Source organism: Streptomyces sp. NPDC059248, from assembly GCF_042753905.1.
Taxonomy (GTDB): domain Bacteria; phylum Actinomycetota; class Actinomycetes; order Streptomycetales; family Streptomycetaceae; genus Streptomyces.
The window spans coordinates 34,432-60,102 of the sequence record NZ_JBHYZV010000020.1; the positions used below are offsets into that span (position 1 = coordinate 34,432).

At 73.5% G+C, this 25,671-nt stretch carries 22 protein-coding genes; 6 read left to right on the forward strand and 16 right to left on the reverse strand.

Annotated elements, in window-relative coordinates; all coding sequences use genetic code 11:
- Nucleotides 1-41 precede the first annotated feature (41 nt).
- The 8 genes from ACFXG1_RS11210 to ACFXG1_RS11245 all read right to left on the reverse strand — a co-directional run bounded on the left by ACFXG1_RS11210 (nt 42) and on the right by ACFXG1_RS11245 (nt 9,532).
- Nucleotides 42-680: a TetR/AcrR family transcriptional regulator gene (locus tag ACFXG1_RS11210; protein ID WP_384716515.1), complete on the reverse strand. Its 639-nt coding sequence runs from the start codon at nt 678-680 to the stop codon at nt 42-44.
- Nucleotides 677-1,429 carry an enoyl-CoA hydratase family protein gene (locus ACFXG1_RS11215; RefSeq protein WP_384716503.1) on the reverse strand — a complete coding sequence of 251 codons (753 nt, stop codon included), beginning with the start codon at nt 1,427-1,429 and terminating at the stop codon, nt 677-679. Before ACFXG1_RS11215 ends, ACFXG1_RS11210 begins: the two co-directional genes overlap by 4 nt.
- A gap of 39 nt (nt 1,430-1,468) precedes the next feature.
- A complete protein-coding gene (locus ACFXG1_RS11220) occupies nt 1,469-2,602 on the reverse strand; it encodes an acyl-CoA dehydrogenase family protein (protein ID WP_384716506.1) in 1,134 nt (377 codons plus the stop codon).
- Nucleotides 2,603-2,714: 112 nt separating this feature from the next.
- Nucleotides 2,715-4,706 (reverse strand): biotin carboxylase N-terminal domain-containing protein, encoded by a 1,992-nt coding sequence (locus ACFXG1_RS11225; RefSeq protein WP_384742171.1) that lies wholly within the window; start codon nt 4,704-4,706, stop codon nt 2,715-2,717.
- Between the two features lie 5 nt (nt 4,707-4,711).
- Entirely contained in the window at nt 4,712-6,310 is a 1,599-nt protein-coding gene (locus ACFXG1_RS11230) for an acyl-CoA carboxylase subunit beta (RefSeq protein ID WP_384742133.1), read from the reverse strand.
- Between the two features lie 37 nt (nt 6,311-6,347).
- Nucleotides 6,348-8,105: an acyclic terpene utilization AtuA family protein gene (locus ACFXG1_RS11235; protein WP_384742135.1), complete on the reverse strand. Its 1,758-nt coding sequence runs from the start codon at nt 8,103-8,105 to the stop codon at nt 6,348-6,350.
- Nucleotides 8,102-8,296 (reverse strand): maleylpyruvate isomerase N-terminal domain-containing protein, encoded by a 195-nt coding sequence (locus ACFXG1_RS11240; protein WP_384742137.1) that lies wholly within the window; start codon nt 8,294-8,296, stop codon nt 8,102-8,104. Before ACFXG1_RS11240 ends, ACFXG1_RS11235 begins: the two co-directional genes overlap by 4 nt.
- Before the next feature lie 153 nt (nt 8,297-8,449).
- A complete protein-coding gene (locus tag ACFXG1_RS11245; protein WP_384715723.1) occupies nt 8,450-9,532 on the reverse strand; it encodes a DMT family transporter in 1,083 nt (360 codons plus the stop codon).
- A gap of 80 nt (nt 9,533-9,612) precedes the next feature.
- Between ACFXG1_RS11245 and ACFXG1_RS11250 the strand changes: the two genes are divergently transcribed.
- A complete protein-coding gene (locus tag ACFXG1_RS11250; protein ID WP_384715721.1) occupies nt 9,613-10,470 on the forward strand; it encodes a LysR family transcriptional regulator in 858 nt (285 codons plus the stop codon).
- Nucleotides 10,471-10,622: 152 nt separating this feature from the next.
- Nucleotides 10,623-10,835 (forward strand): cold-shock protein, encoded by a 213-nt coding sequence (locus tag ACFXG1_RS11255; RefSeq protein WP_384715716.1) that lies wholly within the window; start codon nt 10,623-10,625, stop codon nt 10,833-10,835.
- A gap of 72 nt (nt 10,836-10,907) precedes the next feature.
- Here ACFXG1_RS11255 and ACFXG1_RS11260 read toward each other — a convergent pair whose 3' ends face one another.
- The gene (locus ACFXG1_RS11260; protein WP_384742139.1) at nt 10,908-13,889 is read right to left on the reverse strand and encodes an FAD-binding and (Fe-S)-binding domain-containing protein; all 2,982 of its coding nucleotides are present in this window, start codon (nt 13,887-13,889) and stop codon (nt 10,908-10,910) included.
- Nucleotides 13,890-14,144: 255 nt separating this feature from the next.
- On the opposite strand from ACFXG1_RS11260, the gene ACFXG1_RS11265 reads away from it, so the two are divergent.
- The gene (locus tag ACFXG1_RS11265; RefSeq protein ID WP_384715710.1) at nt 14,145-14,840 is read left to right on the forward strand and encodes an ATP/GTP-binding protein; all 696 of its coding nucleotides are present in this window, start codon (nt 14,145-14,147) and stop codon (nt 14,838-14,840) included.
- Nucleotides 14,841-14,951: 111 nt separating this feature from the next.
- Entirely contained in the window at nt 14,952-16,070 is a 1,119-nt protein-coding gene (gene serC / locus ACFXG1_RS11270) for a phosphoserine transaminase (RefSeq protein ID WP_384715707.1), read from the forward strand.
- Between the two features lie 203 nt (nt 16,071-16,273).
- Here serC and ACFXG1_RS11275 read toward each other — a convergent pair whose 3' ends face one another.
- Nucleotides 16,274-17,167: an ABC transporter permease gene (locus ACFXG1_RS11275; RefSeq protein ID WP_384718446.1), complete on the reverse strand. Its 894-nt coding sequence runs from the start codon at nt 17,165-17,167 to the stop codon at nt 16,274-16,276.
- On the reverse strand, nt 17,164-18,228 hold the full coding sequence (locus ACFXG1_RS11280) for an ATP-binding cassette domain-containing protein (RefSeq protein WP_384718444.1): 1,065 nt from the start codon (nt 18,226-18,228) through the stop codon (nt 17,164-17,166). The genes ACFXG1_RS11275 and ACFXG1_RS11280 overlap by 4 nt, the downstream gene beginning before the upstream one ends.
- 254 nt (nt 18,229-18,482) lie before the next feature.
- Here ACFXG1_RS11280 and ACFXG1_RS11285 point away from each other — a divergent pair, with 254 nt between their 5' ends.
- A complete protein-coding gene (locus ACFXG1_RS11285; protein ID WP_384718442.1) occupies nt 18,483-19,292 on the forward strand; it encodes a TetR/AcrR family transcriptional regulator in 810 nt (269 codons plus the stop codon).
- 10 nt (nt 19,293-19,302) lie between these two features.
- Here ACFXG1_RS11285 and ACFXG1_RS11290 read toward each other — a convergent pair whose 3' ends face one another.
- The 3 genes from ACFXG1_RS11290 to ACFXG1_RS11300 form a co-directional block, all read right to left on the reverse strand.
- Nucleotides 19,303-20,229 (reverse strand): GNAT family N-acetyltransferase, encoded by a 927-nt coding sequence (locus ACFXG1_RS11290; RefSeq protein WP_384718440.1) that lies wholly within the window; start codon nt 20,227-20,229, stop codon nt 19,303-19,305.
- A 114-nt stretch (nt 20,230-20,343) separates the two neighbouring features.
- A complete protein-coding gene (locus ACFXG1_RS11295) occupies nt 20,344-21,366 on the reverse strand; it encodes a WD40 repeat domain-containing protein (RefSeq protein ID WP_384718438.1) in 1,023 nt (340 codons plus the stop codon).
- Nucleotides 21,367-21,422: 56 nt separating this feature from the next.
- Nucleotides 21,423-22,163: an N-acyl homoserine lactonase family protein gene (locus ACFXG1_RS11300; RefSeq protein WP_384742143.1), complete on the reverse strand. Its 741-nt coding sequence runs from the start codon at nt 22,161-22,163 to the stop codon at nt 21,423-21,425.
- Nucleotides 22,164-22,191: 28 nt separating this feature from the next.
- Between ACFXG1_RS11300 and ACFXG1_RS11305 the strand changes: the two genes are divergently transcribed.
- Nucleotides 22,192-22,896: a GDSL-type esterase/lipase family protein gene (locus ACFXG1_RS11305; RefSeq protein WP_384723027.1), complete on the forward strand. Its 705-nt coding sequence runs from the start codon at nt 22,192-22,194 to the stop codon at nt 22,894-22,896.
- Nucleotides 22,897-22,939: 43 nt separating this feature from the next.
- Here the strand turns inward: ACFXG1_RS11305 and ACFXG1_RS11310 are convergent, their stop codons facing one another.
- Together ACFXG1_RS11310 and ACFXG1_RS11315 are read right to left on the reverse strand one after the other, a co-directional pair.
- A complete protein-coding gene (locus ACFXG1_RS11310) occupies nt 22,940-24,448 on the reverse strand; it encodes a DUF6056 family protein (protein ID WP_384742145.1) in 1,509 nt (502 codons plus the stop codon).
- A 3-nt stretch (nt 24,449-24,451) separates the two neighbouring features.
- Nucleotides 24,452-25,468: a glycosyltransferase family 2 protein gene (locus ACFXG1_RS11315; protein ID WP_384721481.1), complete on the reverse strand. Its 1,017-nt coding sequence runs from the start codon at nt 25,466-25,468 to the stop codon at nt 24,452-24,454.
- Between the last annotated feature and the right edge of the window lie 203 nt (nt 25,469-25,671).

The window sequence follows — 25,671 nt, forward strand, 5'->3', positions numbered from 1 at the left end:
TCGGGGGCCGCGCCGAATCCCGCCCGGCCCCCGGCCTCGGGTCAGAGCGCCCGTTCCAGGTGCCGCGTCCATTCGCGTACGACCCGGGCGCGGCGCGGCCCGTCGTCGGTGAGCAGGTTCGCCAGGCCGAGCCCGCGGGCCAGGTCGAGCAGGCCCTGGACGGTCTCCCGGACGCCCTCGTGGGTTTCGTCGGCGCCGAGGAGGCGTACCGCGATGCGATGGGTCTCCCGGCCGACCCTGGCCTCCAGTTCGGTGACCCGGGCGTGGAGCTGCGGCTCGTGCGACGCGGCCACCCACAGATGGAGCGCCGCCCGGAACAGGGGGCCCGTGTAGAGGTCCACGAGGGCCGCGACCACCGTGGGGCGGTCGTGCGCCGGGAGGTTCCGCAGCGCCGACGAGCGTTCTTCGGCGACGTACTCGACGGCCGCCGTGAACAAGTCCTCGCGGGTGGGGAAGTGGTGCTGGGCCGCGCCCCGGGAGACGCCCGCCCGTTCGGCGACGACCGCGACCGTGGAGCCCGCCCAGCCGCGTTCGGCGAGACAGGCGACGGCCGCCTCCAGCAGCCGCCGCCGGGTGGCCCGGCTCCGGTCCTGCTTGGGCCCGGGGGCGGTGGGGCCGGGCGCGGTGGGCCCGGGGGCGGTGGGCCCAGGCCCCGGGACCGGCTGCGGGGTCGTCGTCACAGTCTCCACGCGGGGTCCCGCCGTTCGAGGAAGGCGGCCATGCCCTCACGTGCCTCGGCCGACGCGAACAGGGACGCCGACCGCTGCACCAGCTCCTCCGCGTCCCGGTCGAACGCCTCCAGCACCCTCGCCGTGACCAGGCGCTTCGTCGCCGCCAGCCCCTGGGGCGAGCCCGCGCGCAGGGCGTCGAGCACGGGGGTGAGGACGGTGTCCACATGGTCCCCGGGCCCGCCGCACTCCGTCAGCAGTCCGATCCGTACCGCGTCGGCCGCCCCGAACCGCTCCCCCGTCAGGCAGTAGCGTTCCGCCGCGCGCGGCGCCAGCCTCGGCAGCAGCGGCAGGGAGATCATGGCGGGCGCGACCCCGATCCGTACCTCCGTGAACGCGAAGTCCGAGTCCGCCGACGCCACCGCGATGTCGCAGGCGCCGACGAGCCCCAGGCCGCCCGCCCTGGTCCGGCCGTCGATCCGGGCGACGACCGGCTTCGGCATGGCGACGATCTGCCGCAGCAGCCCGACGAAGACATACGGGTTGGGCGGGGTCCGCAGATCCGCGCCGGCGCTGAACACCCCGCCGGTGTGGGTGAGCACCACCGCCCGAACGGCGTCGTCGGCGCCGCATTCGGCCAGGGCCCGGGTCAACTCGCCGACCAGGGGCGCGGAGAGCGCGTTGCGGTTGGCGGGCGAGTTCAGGGCGAGGGTCGTGACGCCGCGTTCGTGCGCGGTGGTGACGAGGGGGTTCGGGGTCATCGGTCAACGCTCCGTCCGCCGGCGCGGCCGGCTGGGCCGTCAGTACGACTTGGGCAGTCCCAGGGACTGGTGCGACACATAGTTGAGAATCATCTCGCGGCTCACCGGCGCGATCCGCGTCACCCGTGCCGCGGTGACGAGCGGACCCAGACCGTACTCCCGGGTGAGGCCGTTGCCGCCGAGGGTGTGCACCGCCTGGTCGACGGCGTGTACGCAGGCCTCGGCCGCCGCGTACTTGGCCATGTTCGCGGCCTCGCCCGCGCCGGCGTCGTCGCCCTCGTCGTAGAGCCGGGCCGCCTTCCCCGTCATGAGCCGGGCGAGTTCGAGTTCGATATGCGCCCGGGCCAGGGGGTGGGCGATGGCCTGGTGGGCGCCGATGGGGTCCCGCCACACCCGGCGCTCCTTGGCGTAATCGACGGCGCGGGCGACCGCGTAGCGGCCCATGCCGACGGCGAAGGCGGCGGTCATCACCCGTTCCGGGTTGAGTCCGGCGAAGAGCTGGAGGAGTCCCGCGTCCTCGTCGCCGACGAGGGCTTCGGCGGGCAGCCGTACCTCGTCGAAGACCAGCTCGAACTGCCGCTCGTGGGTGTCGAGGCACATCTCGATCGGCGCCAGGTCGAAGCCCGGCGCGTCCCGGGGCACGATGAAGAGACAGGGCTTGAGGCGGCCCGTCCGCGCGTCCTCGGTCCGGCCCACGACCAGGGTCGCGTCGGCGATGTCGACCCCGGTGACGAAGACCTTGCGGCCGGTCAGGATCCAGTCGCCGCCGTCGGCTCGGCGGGCCGTGGTGGTGATCCGGTGGGAGTTGGAGCCCGCGTCCGGCTCGGTGATCCCGAACGCCATCGTCCGGCTGCCGTCGGCGAGTCCGGGCAGCCAGCCGCGTTTCTGGGCGTCGGTGCCGAAGCGGGAGATCACGGTGCCGCAGATCGCGGGCGATACGACCATCATCAGCAGCGGACAGCCCGCGGCGCCCAGCTCTTCGAGGACGACGGCGAGTTCGGCGAGTCCGGCGCCCCCGCCGCCGTACTCCTCGGGCAGATTGACACCGAGATAGCCCAGCTCCCCGGCCTCCGCCCACAGGGCGTCCCGGTCGTGTTCGCGGCCGTGGCGGCGGCCGAGGGCGGCGACTGCGGTACGGAGGTGCTCGTGCTCGTCCCGGACTGCGGTGGTCATCGGGCCTCCTCGGTGGGTGGGTGTGCGGCTCGGTGCGGTGTACGGAACAGGTGCGATGTGCCGATACGTACGCGTACGGCCCCGGTCTCTCCCCCGGCCGCCCGGTCTCTCCTCAGCCGCCCGGCTCCCCCGGGTCGACGACCGCCAGCAGCGCCCCGACGTCGACCCGGTCGCCCGCCGTCGCGTGCAGCGCCGTCAGCACCCCGGCCGCGGGCGCGTCGATCCGGTGCTCCATCTTCATCGCCTCCAGCCACAGCAGGGGCTGCCCCGCGGCGACCCGGGCCCCGGGCGCGAGTCCCTCGCCGACCCGGACGACGGTGCCCGGCATCGGGGCGAGCAGCGAGCCGGGGGCGGCCCGGGTCTCCGGGTCGGGGAAGCGGGGGCGTTCGGTGAGTGTGAACGACCCGGTGGGGCCGTCGACATGGACCCGGCCGGCGCCGTCGTGGACGCGTACCGCGTACCGCCGGACGACTCCGTCGACCTCCAGGGCGACCAGGTCGGCGGCGACGGACACGACCGTGAGGCCGGGCGGACCGGGCAGGCCGGGCAGCTCGTCGACGGTGAACCCGTCGCCGTCCCGGGACCCGTACCGGTACCGCACCTCGTGGACGGTCGTCCCGTCACCGCCGGTGAAGGCCGCCGAGTGCGGCTGCGACGGCAGATTGCGCCAGCCGCCGATGCGCCGGGGCACGCTTCCGCCGCGCCGCCGGGCGGCCGCCGCCAGCGCCGCCGCGACCGCCGCGGCCTCCTCGCCCGGTACGGGCCGGGTCAGCTCGGGCGTCCGCCGTGCCAGAAAGCCGGTATCGGGCGGGCCTTCGGCGAACTCGGGGTGGGTGAGGGCCCGGACGAGCAGCTCCCGATTGGTGACCGGGCCGTGGACGACGGTACGGCGCAGGGCGTCGGCGAGCCGCCGGACGGCCGCCGCGCGGGTGGGCGCCCGGACGATCACCTTGGCGAGCAGCGGATCGTAGGGGACGGGTACAAAGCCCCCGGGGCCGTAACCGGAATCGATCCGCAGGACGGTCCCTCCTGCCGTCCTCTCCTCGGGAAACTCGGGGAACTCGGGGAACCGCAGTTCGTGCAGCGGGCCCGCCTGCGGGAGTCCGCCGCGCGCCGGGTCCTCCGCGTACAGCCGGGCCTCGATCGCGTGCCCGGACGCGGCCGGGGGCTCCGGTGGCAGCCGCTCGCCCTCCGCGATCGCGAACTGGAGGGCCACCAGGTCGACGCCGTGGACGAGTTCGGTGACCGGGTGCTCGACCTGGAGCCGGGTGTTCATCTCCAGGAACTGCGCCCTCGGTCCCTCGGGTCCTTCCGTGACCAGGAACTCGACCGTGCCCGCCCCGGTGTAGCCGACCCGGCGGGCGAGGGCGGCGGACGAGGCGGCGAGTCCGGCGGTGAACGCGTCGGGGAGTCCGGGCGCCGGGCACTCCTCGATCACCTTCTGGTGGCGCCGCTGGACGGAGCAGTCGCGGGTCCCGAGCGTCCAGACCGTGCCGTACCGGTCGGCGAGGAGCTGGACCTCCACATGCCGGCCCCGCTCGACGTACGGCTCGACGAACACCTCGCCGTCGCCGAAGGCGGACCGGGCCTCCGCCGACGCGGCCGTCAGCTCCCCGGGGAGCGCGGCCAGTTCGCGGACGATCCGCATGCCCCGGCCGCCGCCGCCCGCCGCCGCCTTCACCAGAACCGGCAGATCGGCCTCCGTCACCGTCTCCGGCGCCAGGGGCACGGCCCCCATCAGCTCCTTCGCCCGGGTCTTGGACGCCAGCGTCCCGATCGCGGCGGGCGGCGGCCCCACCCACAGCAGCCCGGCGTCCTCGACGGCGCGGGCGAAGCCGGCGTTCTCGGCGAGGAAGCCGTAGCCGGGGTGGACGGCGTCCGCGCCCGCCGCCAGCGCCGCCTTCACGATCAGATCGCCGCGGAGATACGTCTCCGAAGGCGCCGCGCCCGGCAGCCGTACGGCCGCGTCGGCCTCCCGGACGTGGAGCGCGTCCGCGTCCGGGTCGGCGTAGACGGCGACCGTGGTGATGCCCAGTTCGCGGCAGGTACGGAAGATCCGGCGGGCGATCTCGCCCCGGTTGGCGACGAGCACACAGGTGATCACGCGTCTCACATCCTGAAGACGCCGAAGCCGCCGCGGGCGCCTTCGACGGGGGCCGTGTGGATCGCGGACAGACAGATTCCGAGGACGGTGCGGGTGTCGCGGGGGTCGATGACCCCGTCGTCGTAGAGCCGTCCGGAGAGGAACGCGGGGAGGGACTCCGCCTCGATCTGCCCCTCGACCACGGCCCGGAGGGCCGCGTCCGCCTCGTCGTCGTACGGCTGCCCCTTCGCCTCGGCGGCGGCGCGGGCGACGAGCGACAGGACGCCCGCGAGCTGCTGGGGGCCCATGACGGCCGATTTGGCGCTGGGCCAGGCGAAGAGGAAGCGGGGGTCGTAGGCCCGGCCGCACATGCCGTAGTGGCCCGCGCCGTACGAGGCGCCGATGAGGACCGAGAGATGCGGTACGGCCGAGTTCGCCACCGCGTTGATCATCATCGCGCCGTGTTTGATCATGCCGCCGCGTTCGTACTCCCGGCCGACCATGTAGCCGGTGGTGTTGTGGAGGAAGAGGAGGGGGATGTCGCGCTGGTTGGCGAGCTGGATGAAGTGCGCGGCCTTCTGGGACTCGGGGCTGAACAGCACACCGCGCGCGTTGGCGAGGACGCCGACGGGATAGCCGTGGAGCCGGGCCCAGCCGGTGACCAGGCTCGGCCCGTACAGCGGCTTGAACTCGTCGAAGGCCGAGCCGTCGACGATCCGGGCGATCACCTCGCGCGGATCGAACGGGGTCTTCAGATCGTCGGGGACGATCCCGAGGAGTTCATCGGCGGGGTGGGCGGGCGGCTCGGCGGGTCCCGGGTCGGGGTGGGCCTTGCGCCAGTTGAGGCGGGCGACGATCCGGCGGGCCCGGCGGATCGCGTCCGGCTCGTCGACGGCGTAGTGGTCGGCGAGCCCGGAGACCCGGGCGTGCATCTCCGCGCCGCCCAGCGACTCGTCGTCGCTCTCCTCGCCGGTCGCCATCCGGACCAGCGGCGGGCCGCCGAGGAAGACCTTGGAACGCTCCCGGATCATCACCGTGTGATCGGACATTCCGGGGACGTACGCGCCGCCCGCCGTCGAGTTGCCGAACACGACGGCGACCGTGGGGATCCCGGCCGCCGACAGCCGGGTCAGATCGCGGAAGAGCGCCCCGCCGGGGATGAAGATCTCCTTCTGGGCGGGGAGGTCGGCACCGCCGGACTCCACGAGGGAGAGCACCGGGAGCCGGTTGGCGAACGCGATCTCGTTGGCGCGCAGTGCCTTGCGCAGGCTCCACGGGTTGGAGGCGCCGCCGCGTACCGTCGGATCGTTGGCGGTGATCACGCACTCGACGTCCTCGACCACCCCGATACCGGTGACGAGGGACGCGCCCACGGGGTAGTCGCTGCCCCAGGCGGCCAGCGGGGAGAGTTCGAGGAACGGGGTGCCGGGGTCGACGAGGAGTTCGATCCGCTCCCGGGCGAGGAGTTTGCCCCGGGCCCGGTGCCGGTCGACATAGCGCGGGCCGCCGCCCGCGAGGGCCTTCGCGTGCTCGGTGCCGAGGGCGTCGAGCCGACCCAGCATGGCGGCGCGGCGGGCCGCGTACTCGTCGCCCGATACGTCGATACGGGTGGGGAGCACGGTCACGGCGCCACCGCCGACCGGTCATGTGTGCGGCGGGGCGTCACAGCAGTACCTCCGGTATCTCCACCAGCCGGGCCCGCAGCCATTCCCCGAGCGCCTTGCCCTGCGGATCGAACCGCGCGCCGGACGCGACGCCCTCGCCGAGGATCCCCGTCACGGTGAAGTTGAGGGCGCGCAGTCCGGGCAGGACGTGCCGGTCGACGGGCAGCGGCGCGGTCTCCGGCAGCAGCGCCCGGAACCGGTCCACGGTCAGGAAGTGGGCGAGCCACGCCCAGGCCTCGTCGGTACGGGCCCAGACGCCGATATTGGCGTCACCGCCCTTGTCCCCGCTGCGGGCCCCGGCGACGAGCCCGAGGGGCGCGAGCCGTACCGCCCCTTCGTGGTGGAGGGGCGCGGGCAGCCCGTCGGCGACCGGCGGTCCGGGGCGGGGCGCGGGGATCGCGTACGGGATCGTCTCGCGGCGCCCGTCGGGCAGGACGGCCGTATGGGGCACGGTCGCCGGATCGGCGGACGCCGGCACGAACACGCCGTAGGGCGCGCCCTTGCCGGGCGGGGCCGTCAGATGGAAGCCGGGGACGCTGCCGAGGGCCAGCTCGACGGCGGCACCGCTGACGGCCCGGCCGACCCGGGCGGGGTCGGGGTCGCGGACCACGAGCCGGAGGTAGGCGCTCGCCCGCTCCTGGGTGTCGGGGTCGGGATGGTCGGTACGGGCCAGCTCCCAACGGACGTCGGCGGGCGGGTCGGCGGCGAGCTCGGCGGTGAGCCGGCTCCGTACCAGCCGGGCCTTGGCCTCGATGTCGAGGCCGGTGAGGACGAACACGACCTCGTTGCGCCAGCCGCCGATCCGATTGAGGCCGACTTTGAGAGTGGGCGGGGGCGGTTCGCCGCGCACCCCGCTGATCAGCACCCGGTCGGGTCCTTCGGGGGTGAGTCGGACGGTGTCGAGCCGGGCGGTGACATCGGGTCCCGGGTAGCGGGGGCCGCCGGTCTCGTAGAGGAGCTGGGCGGTGACGGTACCGGTGTCGACCCGGCCGCCGGTGCCGGGGTGTTTGGTGATCACGGCGCTGCCGTCGCGCCGGATCTCGGCGAGCGGGAAACCGGGCCGGAAGGGTGCCGTGGCGGAGGTGTCCCGGGCGTCGGGCAGCTCGGCGAAGAAGGCGTAGTTGCCGCCGGTGGCCTGGGTGCCGCATTCGAGGACATGACCGGCGACGACGGCGCCCGCGACGGCGTCGAGATCGTCCGGGCCCCAGCCGAAGTGGGCGGCGGCGGGCCCGGTGACGAGGGCGGCGTCGGTGACCCGGCCGGTGACGACGACATCGGCGCCCGCGCGCAGACAGGCCGCGATCCCGGCACCGCCGAGATAGGCGTGGGCGGCGACGACCCCGTCGCCCCAGTCCCGCGCGGCCAGCAGATCGTCGCCCTCCACATGGGCGACGCGTACGGGGATACCGAGCCGATCGGCGACGGCGCGGACGGCGTCGGCGAGCCCGGCGGGGTTGAGCCCGCCCGCGTTGGTGACGATCCGCACGCCCCGGTCGTGGGCGAGGCCCAGACACTCCTCCAACTGGCGCGGAAAGGTCCTGGCATAGCCGAGGCGGGGATCCTTCAGCCGGTCGCGGCCCAGGATGAGCAGGGTCAGCTCGGCGAGATAGTCGCCGGTGAGGACGTCGAGCGGACCGCCGGTGAGCATCTCGCGGAGGGCGTCGAAGCGGTCGCCGTAGAAACCGGACGCGTTCCCGATCCGCAGTACGTCCCCGGGGGCGGGGGCGGCTCCACCGGGTCCCGCGCCGCCCGTCATCCGGCCGCGCCCCGGGGCGGGCGGCCGGTACCGGCCGGTCCGGCGAACGCCTGGGCGACGGTCCAGCCCTTCGCGGGGGTCTCCCGCGCCCAGTCGGCGGCGGGGAGCGGGGCGACGAGAGCGTCGAGCCCGGCGCTCTCCTCCCGCAGATCGTCGAACACGTCGCCGGGGTCGGGGGCGGGATCGGACACGGTGCGCTCCCTGGGGCAGGGGTCGGTGTCCCGGGGAGCATGGCAGCGGCCCCGAAAACAAGCAAGCGTGCTTGCTTGGTTTTCCGGGCCATTTCTTCGGACTGCTTCGGACTGCATTCCGGCCGCGCGTGTGAGGGCCGTACCGCTGGTCCCTTACACCTCTTCGACCACTTCCGTCGCGGCCTTCTCCTCCGCCGTCGTCGCGGTTCGCGGCGTCTGCGCCTTCTTCGTGTTCTTCGTGTTCTTCGTGTTTCGCCGGAACCGGCCACCCCGCTTCGGCGCCGAACCGGAGGCGGGCGCCGACACCGTACTCACCTGGGTCCGTACGACCCCGACACTGGCGGCGATCACCAGGGTGATGGCGACGGCGTCGGTGAGGGAGAGCGCCTGGCTCAGCACCAGGAACCCGGCGAGCGACGCGACGGCGGGCTCCAGCGTCATCATCACGGCGAAGGTGGAGGCCGGGAGACGGCGCAGCGCGAGGAGTTCGAGGGTGTAGGGCAGGACCGAGGAGAGCAGCGCGACGCCGAGACCCAGGCCGATGACGACGGGATCGAGGATCCGCTCCCCCGAACCGGCGATCCCCAGCGGCAGGCTGAGCAGGGCGGCGACGCCGAAGGCCAGGGCGAGCCCGTCGGCCTGCGGGAAGCGGCGGCCGGTCTTGGCGCTGAAGACGATGTACGCGGCCCACATCCCGCCCGCCGCCAGGGCGTAGGCGGCGCCGACGGGGTCGAGTCCGCCGCTCGCGCCGGCGCCGTGGCCGCCGCCGGTGACCAGGCCGCTCAGCAGGAACACCCCGAGGAGGGCGAGGGCGGCCCAGGCCAGATTGGCCAGCCGGCGGGAGACGAGGACGGAGAGGGTGAGGGGCCCGAGGACCTCCAGCGTGACCGCCGGACCCAGCGGGATCCGCTCCAGGGCCTGGTAGAAGAGGATGTTCATGCCGCCCATGGCGAGACCGAAGGCGACGACCGTGCCCCAGTCGGCGCGGGAGTAGCCGCGTATCCGGGGGCGGCAGACCGCGAGCATCACCAGGGCGGCGAGCAGCAGCCGCAGGGTGACGACGCCGGTGGCGCCGACCTCGTCCATCAGCATGACCGCGACGGCGGCCCCGAACTGGACGGAGAGCACGCCCGCGACGACGAGCCCGACGGGCCCGAGGCCGCGATCCCGTTTACCGCCGGTTTCCGCCGCCGCCGGGTCCTTGTCGGCGGCGGAAATCCCTGCTGTATCGCTCACGGCCCTGTCCACGTTTCCACGCTAGTGGCCGATCCTCGACACGTGAAATGCTTAATGCGCTGCGATTATGCTCCGGCCGCATGAGCATCGAGCTACGTCACCTCCGCTGCTTCCTGGCGATCGCGGAGGAGTCGAGCCTGACCAGGGCGGCGGCCCGGCTGCGCGTCACACAGCCCGCGGTCTCCCGGTCCCTGGCCGCGCTGGAGCGGCATCTGGGCGTCCGTCTCGTGGACCGCTCCACCCATCATGTGACGCTCACCCCGGAGGGCCGCGCCTTCCGCGACCGGGCCGCGACGGCGGTGGCGGCCTTCGACGACGCGGTCGCCACGGCCCGGCGGCCGGTACGCCCGCTGCGGCTCGGGCACGCCTGGTCGGCGCTGGGCCCGTACACCACCGGGCTGCTGCGCCGCTGGGAGCGGGAGCATCCCGACACGCCCCTGGAGCTGCTCCGGATCGACGACCGGACCGCCGGGCTGCTCCGGGGCGCGGTGGATGTGGCGGTGGTCCGAGGCCCCGTCTCCGTACCGGGTCTGGTGGTCACTCCGCTCTACACGGACCCGCGGGTCGCCGCGGTGACCGCGGACGGGCCGCTGGCCGCCCTGCCCAGGATCACCCCGGCGGATCTGACGACGGCACCGCTGCTGGTGAACACGGTCTCCGGGGTCACGGCCCCCGAGCTGTGGCCGGCCGACGCCCGACCCGCGACGACGATCACGGTCACCAATACGGACGACTGGCTGGCGGCGATCGCGGCGGGCCGGGGCGTGGGTGTGTCGACGGCGTCCACGGCGGAGATCCATCCGCACCCGGACGTGGTCTACCGGCCCCTGCCCGGCCTGCCGCCGGTCCCGGTCCAGCTCACCCACCACGACCCGCCGTCCCATCCGGCCGTCCCGGCGCTGGTGGCGCTGGCGGTGGAGGTGACCCGCGCCGGGTGACACGCCCCCGCGGGCGGGTCACCGAGAGCGGCGGCCGTACTCACCACGAGTGGTTCCGCGCCGTTCCCCCGACGCCCCGGCACACCCGTGCCATGATCGTTTCCGGCGTTGTGCCGAAGACCGACCGACAGCTCCTGAACTGGGGGAACGACATGGCAGTGCGGCAAAACGGAACCGTGAAGTGGTTCAACGACGAGAAGGGCTACGGCTTTATCACCCCGGAGTCGGGACCGGACCTCTTCGTCCACTTCCGGGCGATCGAAGGAAACGGTTTCAAGTCCCTGGCGGAGTCCGAGAGAGTCACCTTCGAAGCCGTCCAGGGCCAGAAGGGCATGCAGGCGGACAAGGTCCGCAAGGAGGCGTAGCCCCCACCCTCGGACCCTTCGGGGCCGGGCACGGCGACCGCCCGCGCCCGGCCCTCACCGAACCACCACCCGTCACCCGCCTCCCTGGTCTCCCCTGTCCAGACCTTCCGCCAGGACCTCCGCCAAGTGGCGCGGGCGGTGGTCCGTCAGATGGGTGAGCTGGGTGCGGCAGGAGTAGCCGTCCGCGAGGACCAGCGCGTCGGGCGGGGCCGTACTGACCGCGGGGAGGAGTTGTTCCTCCGCGCAGGCCACCGACACCTCGTAGTGGCCCCGCTCGAAGCCGAAGTTGCCCGCCAGGCCGCAGCAGCCTCCCGACAGGTCGCCGGTGAGCCCGGCGCGGGCGCGGAGCCGGGCGTCGGGGGCCGGGTCGAGGACCGCGTGGTGGTGGCAGTGGGTCTGGCCGGTCACCGGGCGGTCGAGCCTGGGCGGGGTCCAGTCGGGGGCGTACTCCTCCAGCGCGCCCGCGAAGGTGCGGACCGAGGCCGCGAGCCTGGCCGCCCTCGGGTCGTCGGGGAGCAGCTCCGGCAGATCGGTGCGGAGCGCCGCCGCGCAGCTCGGTTCGAGGACGATCACCGGGACGCCGTCCGGTAGCGGGGACAGCGTGTCGAGGGTGCGGCGCAGGACCGTACGGGCGCGGGTCAGCTGTCCCGTACTGAGGTACGTCAGCCCGCAGCACACCCGGCCCGGGGGCAGGGCCAGGCCGAATCCGGCGGCGCCCAGGACGCGTACCGCGGCCCTCCCCACCTCGGGGGACAAATACTCGGTGAAGGTGTCGGGCCACAGCAGCGCCGTCCGGGCGCCGGGGCCGAGCCTGCCGCGCGCCCAGCGGGTGAACGGCACCGGCGCCAGGGCCGGAAGGGGCCGCTCCGGGGTGATCCCGGCGGTGTGCCGGGCGAGGGCGGCCAGGGGTGGGATCCGGGCGAGCGCGTTGAGCAGGGGCGCGGCCGGCGCGGCGGCCCGCAGCCAGCCGGGCAGCCGGCCGAGGGCGTAGTGGGAGCGGGGCCTGAGGCGCCCCTTGTAGTGGTGGTGGAGGAATTCCGCCTTGTACGTGGCCATGTCCACGCCCACCGGACAGTCGCTGCGGCACCCCTTGCACGACAGACACAGATCGAGGGCGTCGGCGACCTCCCGCGACCGCCAGCCGTCCCGGACGACCTCGCCCGCGAGCATCTCGTGCAGCAGCCGTGCCCGGCCGCGGGTGGAGTGCTTCTCCTCGCCCGTCACCCGGTAGGAGGGGCACATCACCCCGGGTCCGGGGGCGGTGTCCCGGCATTTGGCGACGCCGACGCAGCGGCGGACGGCGGCCCGGAAGTCGCCGCCGTCGTCCGGGTAGCCGAAGGCGACGTCGACCGGCCGCCGGGGCAGGACGGCGAACCGGAGATCGGTGTCGAGGGGCGCGGGCCGGACCAGGATGCCCGGGTTCAGCCCGCCCGCCGGGTCCCACAGGTCCTTGAACCGGGCGAAGAGCGCCACGAGTCCGGGGCCGTACATCCTGGGCAGGAGTTCGGCCCGGGCCCGGCCGTCGCCGTGCTCGCCGGAGAGCGATCCGCCGTGCGCCACCACCAGGTCGGCCACGTCCTCGGAGAACCGGCGGAACGCCCGTACCCCGGCCGTCGTGATCAGGTCGAAGTCGATCCGGACATGGACACAGCCCTCGCCGAAGTGGCCGAAGGGCGCGCCGCGCAGCCCGTACCCGGTCAGCAGGGCCCGGAAGTCCCGCAGATACCCGCCGAGCCGGGCGGGCGGTACGGCGCAGTCCTCCCAGCCGGGCCAGGCCTCGCCGCCGCCGGGGATCCTGGTCGCGGTCCCGGCCGCGTCCTCCCGTACCCGCCACAGGGCCCGCGCCGCCGCCGGGTCGGTGACGACCAGCGCGTCGGCCGCGCCGGCCGCCCGGACCAGATCCGCCGCGCGGGCCGCGGCCTCCGCCTCGGTGGCGCCGCCGGCCTCGGCGAACAGCCAGGCCCGGCCGCGCGGCAGCCCGCCGCGGGCGTTCGGCGGTACGAGATCGTCCGCCATGCCCTCGACGGTGAGCGGGCCGTACGGCAGCAGGCCGGGCGCCGCGTCGGCCGCCGCGGTCTCGTCGGGGTAGCCGAGGACGGCGAGGGCTCGGGCGGCGGGCTCCGCCACAAGACGTACCTCGGCCTCCGTGACGATCCCCAGCGTCCCTTCGGTGCCGCAGAACGCGCGGGCCAGGTCGGCGCCGTTCTCCGGGAGCAGCGCGTCGAGCGCGTAGCCGGAGATCCGGCGCGGCAGATCCCGGGGATAGCCGGTACGGAGCAGGGCGAGATGGCCGTCGACCAGCTCGCGGACGGCGCCGAGCAGCAGTCCCGGGTCCTTCGGCCAGCCTCGGGCGAGCCGGAGGGGTGTGCCGTCGTAGGTGAGGACCGACAGGGCGCGGACGTTGTCCGCCGTGGTGCCCCAGGCCACGGAGTGCGCCCCGCAGGCGTTGTTGCCGATCATTCCGCCGAGGGTGCAGCGGGCGTGGGTGGAGGGGTCGGGGCCGAAGGTGAGGCCGTGGGGGCGGGCCGCGGCGCGGAGGGAGTCGAGGACGGCGCCGGGCTGGACGACGGCGGTACGGGACACCGGGTCCACGTGCCGTACCGCGTTCATCCGGCGGGTGAGGTCGAGGACCACACCGGTACCGATGGCCTGTCCGGCGATCGACGTACCGGCGCCCCGGGGCACGACGGGGACGCCACGGGCCCGGCAGACCTCCAGGGCCGCCGCCACGTCGTCGGCGTGGCGGGGGGCGACGACACCGAGGGGGACGCGGCGGTAGTTGGAGGCGTCCATGGTGGTGAGCGCGCGGGCGGTGGTGGAGAAGTCGACGGTGTCGGGCGGGAGGGCGGCGCGGAGGGCCGCGTACAGCTCCGCCCGATCCGCCGCGTCGGGGGTGCCCGTACCGCCCGTACTGCCCGGGGTGCCCGCGCGGGGGCGCCGGGCCGCGCGCTCCCCCGCGCGCGCCGCGCGTCGCGCACCGCCGTTGGCATCCGTACGCCCCTCGTCCCCGCTACGCTCCCCGCCGTCCCCCGCCGTACGTCGATCGTCAGCCATGTGTCTCAGCATGCCCCCGTCACCGGGGTACGTCGCGCACGTCACACCGACCGAAAACCTGGGGGAAACGCCTCAGCCACGGCCATTAGGGTCCTTGGACTCTTGGCAAACCCTTGACGAAGAGCCCAAAGTGATCGCCAACTCTCCTATAGTGACCACCACTTGATCAGGAACCCTCGGCTCCAGTTCTGCCCCCGCCACCCCTCGGAAGGCACACTCGATGACCGGCACCGCACACCGCCGATGAGCCGCGCCATGCGGACGGTCCGGCCCCAGGCGCCGGACGAGGCCACCGAAGCGGCCGGGGCCGCCGCGGCGGACTCCGCCACGGACCCGACCGCGGACTCCACCGGCGCGGTCCCGGCCCCGGACTCGGCGCCCGGCATCCCGGGACCCCCCGAGAACGCGCTCAAGATCGTCGTCGTCGGCGGCTTCGGCGTGGGCAAGACGACGATGGTGCGCTCCGTGAGCGAGATCCGTCCGCTGCACACGGAGGAGACCATGAGCCCGGCCGGGCTCACCCTCGACGACCCCAGCCGGATCTCGTCCCGGAAGACCGCCACGACGGTCGCCTTCGACTTCGGCCGGATCACCATCGACGAGCGCTCGATCGTCTACCTCTTCGGCGCGCCCGGACAGGAACGCTTCTGGTTCCTGTGGGAACGGATGCTCTCCGGGACCATCGGGGCGGTCGTCCTGGTCGACACCCGGCGGCTGCCCGAGGCCTGGTACGCGCTGGACCGGCTCGAACACCACGGGGTGCCGTACATCGTCGCCGTCAACGACTTCGGCGGGCCGTTCTACCCCGACGCCCAGATCCGGCAGGCGCTGGCACTGGACGCCGCCGTGCCGATGGTGGAGTTCGACGCCCGGGACCACTCGTCCAGCAAGTTCGTCCTGATCGCGCTCGTGGAACACCTCTACGACCTCGCCCTGCACCAGCGGGGCTGACCCGGCGACGCCGCTCGTGTCCGGGGCCCTCCGCGCCCGGAACGCGGGACGGACGTCTCAAGCCCCGGACCGGGGCACGGCGGGCACGTCGCACCCGATACGCTCCCATACGTGGCTGAGATCCAGATTCCCGCTGACATCAAGCCCGCCGACGGCCGTTTCGGCGCGGGCCCGTCCAAGGTGCGTACGGAGGCGGTCTCCGCCCTCGCCGCCACCGGCACATCGCTGCTCGGTACCTCCCACCGCCAGGCCCCGGTCAAAAACCTGGTCGGCGAGGTACGTCGAGGCGTAAGCGACCTCTTCTCCCTCCCCGACGGCTACGAGGTGGTCCTCGGCAACGGCGGCTCCACCGCCTTCTGGGACATCGCGACCCACGGTCTGATCGAGAACAAGTCGCAGCACCTGTCCTTCGGCGAGTTCTCGTCCAAATTCGCCAAGGCGGCCAAACTCGCGCCGTGGCTGGCCGAGCCGACGATCGTCGCCTCCGACCCGGGCACCCACCCGGAGCCGGTCGCCGAGGCCGGCGTCGACGTCTACGCCCTGACCCACAACGAGACCTCCACCGGTGTCGCCGCGCCGATCCGCCGGGTCGCCGGCGCCGACGAGGGCGCGCTGGTCCTGGTGGACGCCACCTCCGGCGCGGGCGGCCTGCCCGTCGACATCTCCCAGTCGGACGTCTACTACTTCGCCCCGCAGAAGTCCTTCGCCGCCGACGGCGGCCTGTGGATCGGGATCTTCTCGCCCGCAGCGCTGGAGCGCGCCGCCCGTGTCCATGCCTCCGGGCGGCACGTACCCGAGTTCTTCAGCCTGCCGACCGCCATCGACAACTCGGTCAAGAACCAGACGTACAACACCCCGGCGCTGGCCACCCTCTTCCTCCTCAACGAGCAGCTGAAGTGGCTCAACGGGCAGGGCGGGCTGGACTTCGCGACCGGCAGGACCGCCGCGTCGGCGCGGGCCCTGTACGGCTGGGCCGAGGCCTCCAAGTACGCCGAGCCGTTCGTGGCCGACCCGGCACAGCGCTCCCAGGTCATCGGCACCATCGACTTCGCGGACGAGGTCGACGCCGCCGCGGTCGCCAAGGCGCTGCGCGCCAACGGGATCGTGGACACCGAGCCGTACCGCAAACTGGGACGCAACCAGCTCCGGGTAGCGATGTTCCCGGCGATCGACCCGGCGGACGTCCAGGCACTGACGGCCTGCGTCGACTATGTGATCGAACAGCTCTGACCCATCGGATACGGCACGGGCCCGGCGGAGAGTCTCCCGCCGGGCCCTGCCCCTTTTTTTTGGGGCTCGGTTCGCCTCCGGGGCGCTTCAGCCGTGTTCTTCAGTCGACCGTGCTCGACCGCTCGTTCCTCGCGGCCTGCGCGCGCTCTCCTTCCAGACCACGACGCGCCCCTTCGGCTCACTCGCCATCCCCCGCCGAAGGGTTACTTGCTCAGCTTCTGGAAGCGGCGCACCGCCAGCGGCAGGAAGATCGCGGTCAGGGCGACCGGCCAGGCCACCGCCATCAGGAGCGCGTTCTCCTGGATCCAGCTGCCGTCACTGGCGACCGGGTTGCCGAACAGCTCACGGGTCGCCCCGGCCGTGGACGAGATCGGGTTCCAGGCCGCGACCGTGCCCAGCCAGCCCGGCATCGACGAGGTGGGGACGAAGATGCTGGAGACCATCGTGAGCGGGAAGGCCACCGCGTAGAGACCACTGGCCGCCTCCTGGTTGGGGACGAGCAGCCCGACCCAGACCCCGATCCAGATCAGGGCGAACCGCAACAGCACCAGCAGGCCGAACGCGCCCGCGGTGGCGAGCAGACCGCCGTCCGAGCGCCAGCCGATGACCAGGGCCGTCAGGGCGAGGATGGTCAGTTCGGCCGCCGCGACGATGATGTCCGTGACACCCCGCCCGGAGACCACGGCGGACGGCGCCATCGGCATCGAGCGGAACCGGTCGACGACGCCCTTCTGGGTGTCCGCGACGACGGTGATGGCGGTGTTCATGAAGCCGAAGGCCATCGTCATCACGAACATGCCGGGCATCAGGTAGTCGCGGTAGTCACCGCCGGGGGACTTCATCGCCCCGCCGAACACATAGGCGTACAGCAGGACGGAGAGGATCGGGAAGCCCAGCTGCCAGACGATGTTGATCGGCTGGCGCTGGTAGTGGGTCAGCCCGCGGCGGACCACGTTCCAGCAGTCCATGACGGCCCAGTAGAGGAGCCGCTCACGGCCGTCGCCGTGCACGGTCAGATCGACACCGCCGATGACAGCCCGCGCCGGGGCGCTCGTGTTCGTGTTCTCGCTGATGTCCTTCACGGCGGTGTCGCTCATGCCGCCACCTCCGCCTTCCGGCCGGTCCGCTGGTCGGTCTGCTGATCGGTCTGCTGATCGGTCCGGGGCCCGGACTGCTCGTCGGCGTCCGTGCGGTGGCCGGTGAGGCGCAGGAAGACATCGTCGAGGCTGGGCCTGCGCAGGCCGATGTCCTCCACGGTCACGCCCTGGTCCTGAAGGGTGCGGGCCACCTCGGTGAGGGCCGCCACCCGGTCGCTGACGGCCGCGTGGACCCGCAGTTCCTCCTCGGCCGCCTGCGGGGCGCCGGACGCGACCCGGGCGACCGCCGAGACGGCGGCGTGCAGATCCGCCCGGTCGGCGACGACGACCTCGATCCGGTCGCCGCCGACGGTGTTCTTCAGCCCGTCGGGGGTGTCGTCGGCGATCGCCCGGCCGCTGTCGACGACCGTGATCCGGGCGGCGAGCTTGTCGGCCTCCTCCAGATACTGGGTGGTCAGCAGGACGGTGGTGCCCTCGGCGACCAGCGCCCTGACCGCCTGCCACACCTCGCCCCGGCCGCGCGGGTCGAGTCCCGTCGTCGGCTCGTCGAGGAAGAGCACCTCCGGCCGCAGGATCATCGAGGCCGCGAGGTCGAGCCTGCGGCGCATACCACCGCTGTACGTCCCCGCGCCCTTGTCCGCCGCCGCGGTGAGGTCGAACTGCTCCAGCAGCTCGGCCGCCCGCAGCGCCGCCCTGCGCCCGCCGAGATGGAAGAGCCGGCCGAACATCTCCAGGTTCTGGCGGCCGGTCATCACCTCGTCCACGGCCGCGTACTGGCCGGTCAGCCCGATCCTGCGGCGCACCCCGCGCGGGTCGCGGACCACATCGACCCCGGCGACCTCGGCCCGCCCCGAGTCGAACTTCAACAGGGTCGCCAGGACCCGGACCGCGGTGGTCTTCCCGGCGCCGTTGGGGCCGAGCACCCCGTGGACCGTGCCCCTGCGGACATTCAGATCGAGACCGTCGAGGGCCTTCTTCTCGCCGTACCTCTTGTGGATGGATTCCGCCCGGACCGCGTACTCACCGGACCCGCCGTACTCACCGCGCGCGTTCACGCTCACGCTCTCGTCTCCTCCGTTGCCGTGGCCGCGACCGTCACGGGACGGGTCCCCGAGCCCTCAGGGCCCTCGCCCCATCGCAACCGCGTACAGTGTACCCGAAACCAGGTACGGCGTACCCAATTTAAATTTCCGCGGAGGTCCGCACGGTTCCGGACGCCCACGGCACGGGTTCCGGGCAGATCCCGGACGGGCCGGGAATCGAGGGCGCATACGGGTTGCACACCGGTCGGAACAGGAGGAATAAGGTGAAGGGCATGACGACCGAGACTGCCGGCAGCGGGGACATCGCCCGCACCCTGGAACTCATGTGGGGAACCGGGGAGCGGCCCACCCGGGGCCCCAAGCCGGGGCTGACGCTCGACGCGATCGTGACCAAGGCCATCGAGGTCGCCGACGCCGAGGGCCTCGCCGCGGTCTCCATGCGCCGGCTCGCGACCGAGCTGGGCACCGGGACGATGTCCCTCTACCGGTACGTCCCCGGCAAGGCCGAGCTGCTCGATCTGATGCTGGACGAGGTGAGCGGCTCGGAGGACTGGGACAGGCCCGAGGACGGCGCGACCCCGGACTGGCGCGAGACCATCGCGGAGATGGCCCGGGGCTATCTGGACCTGTATCTGGAGCACCCCTGGCTGCTCAAGATCAACCAGGCGCGTACGGTCCTGGGCCCCAGCACGATCCGGAGCCTGGACCTGGCGCTCTTCACCCTCCGGGGCCTGCGGCTTTCCGACCCCGAGAAGATCTCGGTCATCATCTCCGTCCAGAGCCTGGCCACCGGAGTCGCCCGGATGGCGGCCGACGCGGAGGAGGCGGTCGAGGCGACCGGCCTGAGCCACGAGGACTTCTGGGGCGCGCAGGAGCCCTTCCTGCACTCCGCGATGGAGAGCGGCGACTATCCGCTGGTGGCGGCGCTCTCCGAGGAGACGTTCAAGGCGGAGTTCGACCACCTCGCCTTCGGGGTGGGGCAGTTCGTCGCGGGTCTCGACGCGCTGCTGCGGGAGCGGGAGGCGTCGGGATGGACGTACGTCCCGCCGGAGGAGAAGGTCTTCACCGAGACCGGACCCTGAGCCGTGCCCGTCAGGCGGGGCGGATGAAGCAGTACAGCCGGTCGACCTCCGTCAGGCCCGCCCGGTCGTAGAGCCGGTTCGCGGCCGTACGGTCGTCCTCCGGCGGCACCGGCGGCGGCATGGCCGGATCGTCGTCCACGTACAGCACCACCTCCCGGGCGCCGCACTCCGCCAGCACGTCCAGCGCCGAGCCCAGCAGCCGCAGGCCGAGCCCCCGGCGGCGGGCCGCCGGCGCCACCCCGATCCACCACACCGCGCCCAGGCCGTCGTGTGCGGTCTCCACCAGCGCCTCGGCGACCGTCCGCCCGCCCTCCACGATCTCCAGCCGCCGCTGGGCGCCGCCGCACTCCACGACCGTGACGTCCGCCGCGCGCGGCAGCCCCGGCAGCCCCCGCAGCCCCGCCGGTCCCGGCAGGAGCAGCGGCAGTTCGGCGTGGAGGAACCGCCACTCGTCGCGGGCGGTGAACCCGGCGTCCTCCAGCACCCGGCGGGGCACCGGCCGATGGCGTACCGGCAGGGCCTCCAGGCCGTAGTTGAGGGCCGAGGAGATCTCGAACGCGCAGACCGTACGCGGCCCGTCCGCCTCCAGCGCGCCCAGCGCGTGCTCCACCAGGGCCGCCAGCAGGGCGTACCGGTCGTCCGCGCAGTGCAGCCAGAGGATGAAGCCCGCACCGTCACCGGGGCGTACCGCGTACGAGACGACGCCCGCGACCGTGCCGGACGGATTGCACAGGACGTCCGTCGCCGGGGGCGCCAGCTCCTCCCACCACTCCCCGTTCTGCGGCGACCGCCCGGCCAGCGCCTCGCGCAGCATCGCCGGTACCGCCACCGGCTGGCCCGGCATCCGATCCGCGTTCACCAGGGCGAGTACGGCGCCCTCGTCACCGTCCCCGTACGGCCGCAGCCCCCAGCCCGCGCCCAGTGTCGTCGTCGCCACCCGGCCACTCGCCCCCGTCGTCCCGTCCGCCCCCGATCCCCTCAGCCTGACGGGCGGACCGGCGGTATGCCACCGGGTTTACGGGCCGGGCGGCAGCGGCGGCGCGTACGGGAATCAGCTGCGCCGCCTGAACAGCCGCTTGAAGCCGAGCAGGAGGACGAGCGCGCCCGCGCCGAGCAGAACGGCGGTGGTGATATCGACCGAGGACCCGTCATCGGAGCCGCCGGAGCCGTCGGCGCTCTCGCCGGAGGCCGTACCGCCGCCCTTCGACGATCCGCTCCCGGACCGCGCGCCCTTGCCCGCGTCCTCGACGGTGACCCGCTCCACCTCGGCGCCCTGCCCCTCCGAACCGAACATCAGGGCCGTGCCGTCGGCGGTGTACGACACCCCCTCCGACTGGCGCTGGATGGGCGCCTTGACCCGGTCGTCGGAGCCCAGCCGCCCCTCCGGCTTCCACTCGTAGCCCCGGGCGGAGAGATAGGTCCGCAGCACGAGCCGGGTGCCGTCGGGCGAGAACGCGCCGTCCGTCACCCACGGCAGATCCTTCTCGATCCGCCGGAAGATATTGGTCCCGGACGTGCTCAGCTTCTTCGGGCCCTCGTAGAGCCCGCTGCCGTCCTGGCTCTTGGACGCGATGTACACCCGCCCGGTCTTCGGATGCACCATCAGCGCCTCCGCGTCGCGCGCCCCGTCCGCGTACCGGACCGTGTACTGCGCCGCCCGTACGGTGGCGTCGCGCAACTCGGCGGGCTCCGGGAAGGCGTAGACCCAGACGTGCTTCCAGGTGCCGTTGAGGTTGTCCCCGATATCGCCGACGTACACCCGGCCGTCGGGCCCCACGGAGACCGCCTCCATGTCGCGGGGCTTGCCGACGCCCGTCATGGTGATCGTCGCCACGGTCTCGCCGGTCCGCGAGTCGACGGCGAATACCCTCGGCTCGTCCTGGTCGTTGTGGGTCCAGTAGATCCCCGGGTGCTTCCGGCTCGCCGCCAGACCGCTGGACTCCGTGATGCGGTCGTCCTGGAACGAGAACGTCGAGTCGGGCCCGTCCGCGGCGGCCGGGGCGGCGGCCGTGAGCGCGAGCACGGGAAGCGACACGGCGACGACGAACGCGGAGGCGTACGGGAGGGGGCGCATGCGCCAAGCCTGCCATCTCCGGCGTAAAGCTCCGGTGATCCACCGGGAACCCCTCATCACCCGTGCGAGGGCTCCCACACCGCGTGGTCGTGGGCGAAGTGGACCCGGCGGGGCGCGAGCCCGGTGATCCGGCCGATCCAGGGCCGGTACGGCGGCAGCGGCGCCGCCACCCCGTCGGCGGCGGCCCGCGCCGCGAGGACGGCGGCCGTGTACTCGGACGCGAAGTCGTACGCCTGCCCGGCCAGCAGGACCGGGCCGCCGGGCCCCGTCTCCACCAGCAGCGACTGATGCCCCTCGGTATGGCCGGGCGTCGGCAGCACCCGGACACCCGGCCACAGCACGCGCTCGCCGTCGATCTCCTCGTACACCGCGCCGGGGAAGCCGACCAGCGCGTCGATCGTGTACCCGCCCGCGCGGGCGGCGGCGAGTTCGGCGCGCTGGACGACGATCGGCACCCCGGGGAAGAGGGGGTTGCCGCCGCAGTGGTCGAAGTGGAGATGGCAGTTGACGACCAGGTCGATCTCGCCGGTACGGACCCCGACGGCGGCCAGCGCCCCGGTGAGGGAGCGCCGCCGGGGCCGGTAGCGGGCGTCCGCCTCCGGGGCGCCCGCGCCGATCCCCGTATCGAAGAGCAGCAGCCCGTCCGGGTGACGTACGAGATACGCCACCGCCGGTTCGACCCGGGGGTACGGCAGCCCCGCCTCGTCGGCCGGGCGGACGAAGTACCCCAGGTCGAGCGGTACGACAACGGCACCACCCCCACCGCCGTCCCCGTGGTGTTCGTCACCTCGCGGCACAGCCCTGACCTCGGACATCATGACCCCCATGCGTTTTCTGTTCGTCGGCGATTCCATGACCATCGGACGTGCCGGCGACTACACCTGGCGCTACCGGATGTGGCAACACCTGACCGCCTACCCCGAGACCGGCACCGGTGGTCATGTCGTCGTCGGCCCCCGCGACGGCTTGTACGACCCGGTGGCCGACGCGCCCGTCTCCACCGCCTACGCCGACCCCGCGTTCCCGCCCGCCGCGCGCCGCCATCTCGCGGGCTGGGGCGAGGGCTGGATCCATCTGGCCCCGGTCGTCGGCGAGACGGTCGCCGTCCACCGCCCCGATGTGCTGCTGGTCTCCCTCGGCCTGATCGACCTCGGCTTCTACACCGACCCCGACCAGACCATCGCCAACGTCCACCGCTTCGTCGCCGGGGCGCGGGCGGCGTCGCCGCGGATCCGGCTGGTGCTGCTCCCGGTCGTCCCGAACGTCCGGGCCCGTACGGACGCCCCGTTCGCCGCCGCGTGCGAGCGCTTCAACGAACTGCTCGCGAAGACCGTCGCCGACCTCGACTCACCCGCGTCCCCGGTCCTGCTTGCGTCCCCGCCGCCCGGCTACGACCTGGACACCGACACCTACGACGGCACCCACCCGGGCCCGACGGGCGAGCACCGGATCGCGGCGGCCTTCGCGACGGCGCTGCACCAGGCGTGGGGCGTCGGCGGGCCCTACCGGGGCCACCACCGGGGCCACTGAGGAAACGGACCACCGCATAAGAGCGATAAGTGCCGGAGGCCGCTCACGGCCCCTGGAACGTTCGCGCGTACACCACCCGGTCCAGCCGGTAGTACTCCGCGATACAGGCCGCGGGCCACACCCGTCGGCCGTCCCTGGCGAATGGTTCCAGCATGCGGGAGACACGGGTCGGGGTATACGGCATGACCGTCTCGCCCCGGGCCGCGCCCGCCCGCAGATACGCGTCCTGGCGGTCCCAGCGCTCCGCCCGTACCCGCATGTCGTGGCCGAGGCCGGCCAGATCGGCGCCGAGCGCACCGACGGTCACCGCGCACACGGCGGCGGCGACGGCAGCGCCCGCCCGGAAGCCCCGGGCCTGGGTCCTGGGCCGGGTCCTGGGCCGGGTCCGGGCCCATCGGCCCAGGAACGCCCCGGCGGCGACCAGCAGGAACACCCACAACAGCAGATAGTCGTTCCAGGTGCGCTCGGTGGTGACGACAGCGGCGCCGAAGACGGGGTACGTGATCACCGTGCAGAGGTAGCCGGCGACGAGGAACACCCCGGCGCCCGCCGCCAGGACGGCCCACGGGCGCACCGGGCGGAACACCTCCGGCGCCCCCTCGGCACGCCGGGCCGACAGCCCGAGCAGCACGCCCACGGCGACCGCGCCCAGATACGGCCAGGTCGTCAGCACGGTCCCCAGGATCTCCGCGAAACCGCGCGCCGAACCGAGCAGCGACTCGGGGGCCAGCATCGACACGCTCTCGGCGTCGTACCGGCCGCGGCGGTTGCGGGAGCCGGGCGAGGTCACCAGGATCAGCGTCCCGGCGGCGACACCGCCCGCGCCCGCCAGCGCCCAGCGCCGCACCGGGCGGCGGTGGGGCTGTGTGAACAGCCGTCCGGCGCCCAGGAAGACGGCGGCCAGGACGACGAGCGCGACGACCGAGGTCTCCTCGGAGAGGGTGCCGGTGAAGACGCCCGCGATCCCGGCGACGGCGAGCGCCGCGATCCGGCCGCGGCGGGTCCCGGCCCGCAGCAGCGGTACGGCGGCCCCGGCCGCGAGGACCGGGGCGAGGGTGTGCGAGACGGAGGCGGCGGGCCAGTAGAACGTCTTGTACGTGTTCGGGGTCGCGAACAGGAAGACCGCGGCGGCCGTCGCGGCGACGAGCAGCGGCAGCCCGCGCGGGACCAGGAGCCCGGCGCGGCGTACGAAGGCGGCGACCAGCGCCCACAGCAGGAGCAGGGTCACCGTGCCGCTGACGGGCCCGTACCACTGGTGTCCCGCGACGGGGAACTCCGCGTAGGCGCCGACGAGTACGCCGTTGGCGACGCGGCCGTTGTCGACGGCCCAGAACGTGTGGACCAGGCCCCCCATGCCGTCCTCGCGGACCTGTGGGAGGAAGCACCACTCGTCGGCGGACGGCCGGACATGGCGGCCGAACCAGAAGGCGAGGGCGAGCAGCCCGAGGGGCACGGCGGCGAGGGCGAGGGGCCACCGGGCGCCGGTCCCGGCCGGGACGGCCCCTTCGGTGGTCCGCGCGGCCGGGGCGGGCAGTTCGGTACGGGTGGCCACCGCTCAGCCCCGGCTCTCGCGCGGCCCCGGCGCGGCCAGGGCGCGGGGCTCGGGGGTCGCGGCGGTCTGATGGGTCTGATCGGTCTCCCGGATCACGTAATGCGGCCTGCGTTTGGCCTCGTGGTAGATCCGGCCGACGTATTCGCCGATCACCCCGAGGGTGGCGATCTGGATGCCGCCGAGCCCGACCATGACGGCGATCAGGGTGGCGTACCCCGGGGTCTCTACGCCGCTGACCAGGACCCCGGCGACGATCCACAGGGCGTAGCCGAGTGCGGAGAGCACCAGCCACAGACCGGTGTGGATCGCGAGCCGCAGGGGGCGGCTGTTGAAGGAGATGAGCCCGTCGATGCCGTAGTTGAGGAGCCGCCGTCCGCCCCACTTGGAGGTCCCGGCCGCGCGCTGGACGTTCTCGTAGGTGAAGGTGACGGTGTCGAAGCCGATCCAGGAGAACAGGCCTTTGGAGAAGCGATTGTTCTCGGGCAGGGTCAGCAGCGCGTCGACGGCGCGGCGGGACAGCAGCCGGAAGTCGCCGGCGCCGTCCACGACCTCGACATCCATGGCGCGGCGCACGAGCCGGTAGTAGAGCCTGCTGAGCCGGGTACGGAGCGGCGCGTCGCCGCTGCGGTCGCGCCGGGCGACGACCTGGTCGTAGCCGTGCCCGTACAACGTCAGTATCCGCGGCACGAGTTCGGGCGGGTGCTGGAGGTCGGCGTCCATGAGGACGACGGCCTCGCCCCGGGCCATCCGCAGCCCGGCGAGCATCGCGGACTCCTTGCCGAAATTGCGGCTGAAGGAGGTGTAGCGGGCCCGGGGGTCGCCGTCGGAGAGCCGTCTGAGCCGGTCGCGGGTGCCGTCGGTACTGCCGTCGTCGACGTAGCAGATCTCGTACTCCTCGCGGGCGGCCGGGCCGCCGTCGGCGACGAGGGCCGCGTCGAGGGTGGCGACGAGCGTGGTGTGGAAGGTCTCGATCACCTCGTTCTCGTTGAAACACGGAACGACGATGGAGATCTTGGGCATGGGAGAACGGCTTCCCTCGTGGGTTTCCCTCGTGGGCTTTCCGGCGGCCGGAGCGTTTCAGCGGTGACGCGCCCCGCCCCGTCCGGCTGTGACGTCGGCCACAGGCATGCGTACGGGCGCCCAGGATCGCGATATCCGCCCTTTTCCGTCAACCGGGGACCACTCGTACGAGGCAATGCGGGGCGGAACGGGGTACCGGGACG

Excerpts from the sequence above, each read along its gene's own strand:
- ACFXG1_RS11275 (WP_384718446.1), bottom strand. The coding sequence starts at position 17,167 with ATGAGCGACACCGCCGTGAAGGACATCAGCGAGAACACGAACACGAGC.
- ACFXG1_RS11260 (WP_384742139.1), bottom strand. The coding sequence starts at position 13,889 with ATGGCTGACGATCGACGTACGGCGGGGGACGGCGGGGAGCGTAGCGGG.
- ACFXG1_RS11285 (WP_384718442.1), top strand. The coding sequence starts at position 18,483 with ATGACGACCGAGACTGCCGGCAGCGGGGACATCGCCCGCACCCTGGAA.
- ACFXG1_RS11250 (WP_384715721.1), top strand. The coding sequence starts at position 9,613 with ATGAGCATCGAGCTACGTCACCTCCGCTGCTTCCTGGCGATCGCGGAG.
- ACFXG1_RS11315 (WP_384721481.1), bottom strand. The coding sequence starts at position 25,468 with ATGCCCAAGATCTCCATCGTCGTTCCGTGTTTCAACGAGAACGAGGTG.
- ACFXG1_RS11215 (WP_384716503.1), bottom strand. The coding sequence starts at position 1,429 with ATGACCCCGAACCCCCTCGTCACCACCGCGCACGAACGCGGCGTCACG.
- ACFXG1_RS11220 (WP_384716506.1), bottom strand. The coding sequence starts at position 2,602 with ATGACCACCGCAGTCCGGGACGAGCACGAGCACCTCCGTACCGCAGTC.
- ACFXG1_RS11235 (WP_384742135.1), bottom strand. The coding sequence starts at position 8,105 with ATGACGGGCGGCGCGGGACCCGGTGGAGCCGCCCCCGCCCCCGGGGAC.
- ACFXG1_RS11265 (WP_384715710.1), top strand. The coding sequence starts at position 14,145 with ATGCGGACGGTCCGGCCCCAGGCGCCGGACGAGGCCACCGAAGCGGCC.
- ACFXG1_RS11295 (WP_384718438.1), bottom strand. The coding sequence starts at position 21,366 with ATGCGCCCCCTCCCGTACGCCTCCGCGTTCGTCGTCGCCGTGTCGCTT.
- ACFXG1_RS11255 (WP_384715716.1), top strand. The coding sequence starts at position 10,623 with ATGGCAGTGCGGCAAAACGGAACCGTGAAGTGGTTCAACGACGAGAAG.
- ACFXG1_RS11305 (WP_384723027.1), top strand. The coding sequence starts at position 22,192 with ATGCGTTTTCTGTTCGTCGGCGATTCCATGACCATCGGACGTGCCGGC.